General features: G+C 51.0%; 7 protein-coding genes and 1 pseudogene. All 8 read left to right on the top strand.

The annotated features are described in order from the left end of the window. Window positions 1–325 (top strand): annotated as a pseudogene (locus tag AC5V8P_RS01670) (glycosyltransferase family 2 protein); the annotation flags it as partial. 118 nt (window positions 326–443) lie between these two features. Then, complete coding sequence (locus AC5V8P_RS01665; protein WP_063209434.1) at window positions 444–731, top strand: hypothetical protein; 288 nt, start codon at window positions 444–446, stop codon at window positions 729–731. Between the two features lie 29 nt (window positions 732–760). Then, the gene (locus tag AC5V8P_RS01660) at window positions 761–1,093 is read left to right on the top strand and encodes an alpha-helical endospore appendage domain-containing protein (RefSeq protein ID WP_063209432.1); all 333 of its coding nucleotides are present in this window, start codon (window positions 761–763) and stop codon (window positions 1,091–1,093) included. Continuing rightward, window positions 1,093–1,443, top strand: coding sequence for a hypothetical protein (locus AC5V8P_RS01655; RefSeq protein ID WP_063209430.1), 351 nt, complete (start codon window positions 1,093–1,095; stop codon window positions 1,441–1,443). Before AC5V8P_RS01660 ends, AC5V8P_RS01655 begins: the two co-directional genes overlap by 1 nt. Continuing rightward, complete coding sequence (locus tag AC5V8P_RS01650) at window positions 1,391–1,747, top strand: FliH/SctL family protein (RefSeq protein ID WP_155762566.1); 357 nt, start codon at window positions 1,391–1,393, stop codon at window positions 1,745–1,747. Before AC5V8P_RS01655 ends, AC5V8P_RS01650 begins: the two co-directional genes overlap by 53 nt. Window positions 1,748–1,928: 181 nt before the next feature. Continuing rightward, complete coding sequence (locus tag AC5V8P_RS01645) at window positions 1,929–3,020, top strand: CgeB family protein (protein WP_064797403.1); 1,092 nt, start codon at window positions 1,929–1,931, stop codon at window positions 3,018–3,020. A gap of 33 nt (window positions 3,021–3,053) precedes the next feature. Continuing rightward, entirely contained in the window at window positions 3,054–4,187 is a 1,134-nt protein-coding gene (locus AC5V8P_RS01640; protein WP_064797404.1) for a CgeB family protein, read from the top strand. A gap of 61 nt (window positions 4,188–4,248) precedes the next feature. Continuing rightward, window positions 4,249–5,901, top strand: coding sequence for a glycosyltransferase family 4 protein (locus AC5V8P_RS01635; RefSeq protein WP_064797405.1), 1,653 nt, complete (start codon window positions 4,249–4,251; stop codon window positions 5,899–5,901). The last annotated feature ends 110 nt before the right edge of the window (window positions 5,902–6,011 follow it).

Genomic DNA, 6,011 nt, shown 5'->3' with positions numbered 1-6,011 from the left:
CGGTAGCACTGACGTACCCACTGTAGCTGTAACGCCCGAGGAACCCTTGCTTGTCCTGGCGGCTCCGGAGCTGGGGAACATGTCTATGCTGCCCACACTTCATATCCCGGCTCAACGCAAGCGCTGGATCGAGTTACTGTATGCTGAAGGCGGGCAACTGTACCAAATCGGCAACGGCTGGAAAAGACCGTTCCTTACCTTCTACGCCGTGATGAGCTGGCGGGCTGAGGATTATCCCATTCAGTTTTTGTCCTCCGAAGATTTATTGGCATTGCCGGAGAAGCAGCCTATTATTGCTCCACCAGTGCTGCGAGGGCATTTGTAATGATTGAATAGGCTTTTTTTAGGCGAACCGACTACTCGCTGCGGCATACGCTGTAGTAGCGGAAAGCCCGTAGGTATTTCGTGCGTTCCGCAAGGCGGAACACATAAAGGAGGGGCTTATGCATAACGAATTAGATGATTTGCTGATCCATATTTCGCACTCGCAGCAGCAGATGTCGAGGCTGCTGGATGCGGAACGGCAGGTGGTTGTGCGCATGGCACAGATCATCCATGAACTGCCGGATGAGGAGCCGCGTTTTGATGGGATTCCGGGCATTATGGATAGTTCGGGACAGGTAAACAAAAGTATTGTTGCCTATTTGAACGGTATTGCCGACCTTCAGGAAGCCATGGCTGAAATGCTCGTTCGTGTGGTGAAGGAGACGGCATATCCGGAAGAGGAGTAGTGTAACAACCGAGGGTAGGGAGTGAACACATGAGTAGGGAAAAAGCAATGCTTTACATGCTGGATGCGGCCTCCAAGATGCAGCGGAATGTATCTATGATTTTGGAGGCCAAGGCGGTCGAAGCAGAGAAAATGCGTAATTGGACGCTGAACCATCTGGCGCCTTCCGCATTTGAAACCGATGAAGAGCAGTTGGGACGGCCTTTGGAAATTCATGAGCAGATGGTGGAAATGCTGGAGGGATTGACCCGGCTTCAGACTGGACTGTGCAGCAACCTTAAAGCATTGCTGGATCAGGATGAGCAGCAGGGTGGCGGAATGGAAGGAATGATGGGAGGAATGGGCCCGGGGGATATGAGCTAATGAGCATGAGGCGTGAACGTGAGATTAAGCTGGATATGATGGAGTCTATTGCTGCCAGCCAGCACGCCGTTGCCCGGATGCTGACCAGTCTTGCGGACTTGACGCCCCATGTGGATATGTCGGCTCCCCGTCTGGAAGAGACCATCCGTCTACTCAGCAACTATCAGGGAAAAATCACGCAAATGCTGGCGGGTATTCCACTAAGAAGGCAGGTATATGGGAAACCGACGAAGCCATGGCTCCAGGTGCCTGTGCAAAAAAGTGAAACCAAGACGAGAAAGCAAAGGAGGAATGAAAATGAGTACAAGGTGGGGACGCATCAGTCGAGCCAAAGCCCGCAAAAGACGTAGAGATGCCCGACGTTCCAGCATTCGCAGATTAAAACGGAGAAGAAGACATCTGCTTGCTCTAAGACGCCGAAAAAGGGGACTTTATCCTGTACGTAGAAGACGTTCTCTTTCGCGGCGACGGAAAAAACCTCAAGCTAACCCGGTCGCAGCTCCTTCAGTCGAGAATCCACAGCCCTCTGTTGTATTAGAGCATGACCCGCAGGCATTCCAGCAGGGATATGATGCTGCTTACAATGAGGGCTTCAATTCGGGCTTTGCCAAAGGATATGAAGATGGCCACCAAGTCGCTTATAAGGCACAGTAAATTATGCCAATGATCTATTGCAGTTAATCCCCCGAAGCTGGCAGCTTCGGGGTTATTTGCGTTTTGGTAGTTGGACGGGCAAACGCCAATTTTGTCCGGGCAGTGGCAGTCGTCCATGATGCGTTTGACCCCTCCGCATATAGTTTAGGAGTGACAGAAGTTTATCCTACAACAGGACAGGGTGAAGGATGTGAATGATCAACGAAGCGGAAATGAACGCGAAGCATACCGATGTGGCTATCGGGAAGGACGCAGAATGGGCGGTTGCACGGCTGCTCTGTCACAGGTCGTAGCAATACAACCTGCTGTTCGCCAGTTGAAAGTATTGTATATTCCGCAAGGTTTCGCAGCTATAGACACAGGTGTGCAAGAAGCATTGAGCCAAATATGCAGCTCGTGCGTCATCGGTACCCCCGCTACGATGCTGGCAGACGCTGCGGCTCACCGTCCAGACCTCGTATTGGTCATGAACGGACTGCATGTCTTTCCGGCGGATCATCTGGAGCAGGTACAACAAATACGAGCCTTGGGCATTCGGACGGCCATATGGTTTGTAGATGATCCCTACTTTACGGAGGATACGGCGTTGATCTGCCGATTCTACGATGTCGTTTTTACGCATGAAATTTCCTGTCTGCCGTTTTATCGCGAACAGGGAATAACAAAGGTTCACTATTTGCCGCTTGCTGTGTCAGCCCGTATCTTTTATCCCCGGCGAGTAGAGCGTAAGCATCAGCACGATATTTGCTTCATTGGAAATGCCTTCTGGAACCGTGTGAAGCTGTTCGACTACCTTGCTCCCTTCTTGGCGGACAAAAGAGTGCTGATCGTAGGCGGGCACTGGGATCGGCTGACCCGGCGAGATGTGCTGGAACGCTTTATCCGACCGGGTTTTATGGATCCGGAAGAGACCGCTCAATACTACAACGGCTCCAAAATTGTCATCAATATGCACCGCCCGACAGACCCCGGACTGGATAATCGGAACACACACCAGCTGTCAGCGGAATCCATCAATCCTCGGACATATGAAATTTCCGCTTGCGGGACGCTTCAAATGACGGATGTGCGAAAAGATCTGCACCGCTATTATCAACCAGGCTATGACATTGAAACCTTCTCAGGAGCAGAGGAACTGAAGGTGAAGCTGGACTACTATCTCAAGCATGACTGGGAACGCGAACGCATAGCCTGGCGCGCACTGCACACAACCATGCAAAAGCATAGGTACTCAAATCGCATGGAGGAATTGCTGGACAAGGCGATGGCCTAAAGTAAACACCATAAACAGTAAGGAGTGAAAGTGATGACGATATCTACGACAGGACCGTATGACCCAGCTGTTCACCAGACAGCGGCAGCCTCCTGGGAGAAGGGGAGAGCGGCGGGAATCCATGACGGATACGATGAAGGATACCTGCGCGGACGTGCTAACGCGATTGTGTCGCGAACGAAAGCGACATTTCCTTTTCGACAGATCCATGTACTGTATGTCGTCTCGGGCAAAGGCCTTCCGTATTCTCCACTGGATGAGGCGATCATTACCACGTTGCAGAGCATGACGGCTCAGGTTACCGTGACAGACCCGCGCCAGCCGGTAGGAGATATTGCCGCTCAGCTCCGTCCGAATCTGATGCTGGCACTCGACGGGATGGATTTTCCGCTAGAGCAGGTTGCTGCGGTACGCAAGTTGGGCATCCCTACTGCCATCTGGCTGACAGACGATCCCTATTACACTGACACGACGACCAAATTGGTGACGAATTATGATTATGTGTTCACCTTAGAAATGAACTGTATAGAACTGTATCGTCAGCTGGGTTGCACATCGGTGCACTACTTGCCCTTCGGGGCATTTTTGACTCACTATTTTCCACTCAGCTCGCCTGCTTCAGTACGACGGGAGATTGGATTTACAGGCTCAGCCTACTGGAATCGCATCTATTTCTTTAATCCGATTATGCCGCAGCTTATGGCCCGTAACATTAAAATCAACGGAATCTGGTGGGATCGTCTCCCGGATTATCAATCGTATGGTGACAAAATCGAGATGGGCCGCTGGATGTCTCCAGCCGAGACAAATGATTCGTATAACGGCAGCAAAATCATAATTAATCTTCATCGTTCCCATCAGGATGATTCGGTGAACAACAATGCACTGAAAATTCCGGGGGTTTCGCCCAATCCCCGCACGTTTGAGATTTCAGCCAGTGGCACGTTGCAACTGACGGATACAAGAGATGATCTGGCTCGTTTTTACAAGCCGGGGGAAGAGATTGAAACTTACAGTTCCCAGCAGGAGCTGCTGGAGAAGATTGAGTTTTATTTGACACACGAAAAGGAGCGTCGTGAGATTGCTCTGCGTGCTCTCGAACGAACCCTGCGGGAGCACACGTATGGTCACCGGATTGACCAACTGCTGTCGGTCATATTCCCATAAGACCATCCATACGTCCGCTGGTTGCTATTTTATAAGGAGGTGAACTCCGATCAAGCCGAAAATGATGCTGTTCAGCCATGTCAGTAATGTTCGCAGTATTACGGGGGCGGAAAAGCTGCTGCTGCAATTTTGTCTAGACGTTCGCACGTATTTCGATTGCATTTTGGTAACGCCAGGTGAAGGACGGCTGACCTCAATGGCCCGCAAGCGTGGCATCACGGTTCAGGTTCAGAATCTGTTCATGCTGCATGGCATGTATACCCCTTATGAGGGATTGGCACAGGATGCAGAGAATTTGCGGAACCATGTGGTGTATGCACCGTTACTTCAGATGCTTGGGCAATCCCGGCCTGATGTGGTGCTGGTCAATACCTGTGTGAATGTCATGCCCGCAATAGCTGCTCAAGAGCTTGATATTCCGGTGATCTGGAAAATAACCGAAGTCATTAACCAGAATGCGCATACGCCAGTTTCTGTTTCCATTATTGAGCGTTATAGCCAATGGGTCATCGGCATTTCGCAAGCGGTTATGCGTCCTTTGCATGGCGGGGGACTGACACGTCCGCATACAGTTTTGTCTCCATGCCGGGATGCGGAGATGCCATCGCCCAAAGAACATGTGCTGGAACGGAGAAGGAAACGTGAAAAGCTGGGACTGCGGGATTTTCATATCTGCATTGGTTATATTTCTTCCTTTATCTACGAAGCCAAAGGGCTGTTGCCTTTTGTCCACATGGCTCTAAAGCTGTGCGAAACCAATTCGAGGTGTCGTTTCTGGATTATCGGCAGCTCAGTGGATTCCGAGTATTACGTAAAATGTGTCTCTTTGATTCGCCAGTCTCGTTACAGCCGCCGTTTCCAGTTCAGTTCATTCGAGGAATCCGTCTCAACAGCCTATAGTGCAATGGATATTGTGGTGATTCCTAGCATGGTGGAGGAAGGCTTTGGTATGACGGCTTTGGAGGGTCTGGTGTACGGCAAGCCTGTGGTAGCCTTCGCGCAGGGCGGACTTGTGGAATTGATGGAATCAACCGGAAATGCAGATTTTTTGGTAGAGCCGGGAAACAGCGATATGCTGGCGCAAAAAGTAAGCTATCTGCTCGACCATCCCGAGGAAGCGGAACGAATTGGTGTGCGTAACAACAGTGCGGCTACGCGCATCTACGGACCTGATTCCTATCGAAGCAGTCTGCACGTTATGGTCAGTCAATGGGTATGTCATCATCCGCATTGGTTCCCGTTGATTCAGCAGCCGGGTGGTCCTGTATGGACGAGGGAAGGCGGAGGGCTGCGTCAGGTCACTGCAATACCGGAGGCATATACCAACACCGTTCGGGAATTTCCCGAATCAGTGATCAATCAAATGCCAGTGCTGGGTCTGCCGCCCATCGAATATGCAGCCATTCAGGGTTTGCCACAACCAGCTTCCCTTTTGCCTGAGTCACCACCTGAATTGCCTCACCGCAAGCGTAGTATTCGGGCAAGATGTCCAAAGAGCCGCAAGCATCCCCGACTGCGAAATCGCAGGTATAAGAGGAGAAGTGCTGGCAGAATCCGTCTCAAGAAAATTCACGGCTCCCCATTGTATCGAAGCTCCAAGTCCAGACAGAAACTCAAGCGGAAATTGAGGCTCCTGTCACGGCGATCCAGAGCGCACAAGCAGAAGCGAGTCGCATTCAAGGAAAGACAGAATGCCAAACAACGGTCCGGGTGAACATACGCCGGACCGCTTGAGATGAACATTAAGCCGGAGCACAGCCAGTCTGCTGGGTGGCTATTATTCATTGAACTTCACAATTCAATGAAACAATGACAGCAAAGGTG

Source organism: Paenibacillus sp. N119s (genome assembly GCF_059447605.1).
Note: the sequence above shows the minus strand (reverse complement) of the source record. Positions and strands in the feature narration are given on the sequence as shown.

What these genes read in the sequence shown, in the direction of transcription:
- AC5V8P_RS01665 (WP_063209434.1), top strand. Translation starts at nt 444, where the DNA reads ATGCATAACGAATTAGATGATTTGCTGATCCATATTTCGCACTCGCAG.
- AC5V8P_RS01660 (WP_063209432.1), top strand. Translation starts at nt 761, where the DNA reads ATGAGTAGGGAAAAAGCAATGCTTTACATGCTGGATGCGGCCTCCAAG.
- AC5V8P_RS01655 (WP_063209430.1), top strand. Translation starts at nt 1,093, where the DNA reads ATGAGCATGAGGCGTGAACGTGAGATTAAGCTGGATATGATGGAGTCT.
- AC5V8P_RS01650 (WP_155762566.1), top strand. Translation starts at nt 1,391, where the DNA reads ATGAGTACAAGGTGGGGACGCATCAGTCGAGCCAAAGCCCGCAAAAGA.
- AC5V8P_RS01640 (WP_064797404.1), top strand. Translation starts at nt 3,054, where the DNA reads ATGACGATATCTACGACAGGACCGTATGACCCAGCTGTTCACCAGACA.
- AC5V8P_RS01635 (WP_064797405.1), top strand. Translation starts at nt 4,249, where the DNA reads ATGATGCTGTTCAGCCATGTCAGTAATGTTCGCAGTATTACGGGGGCG.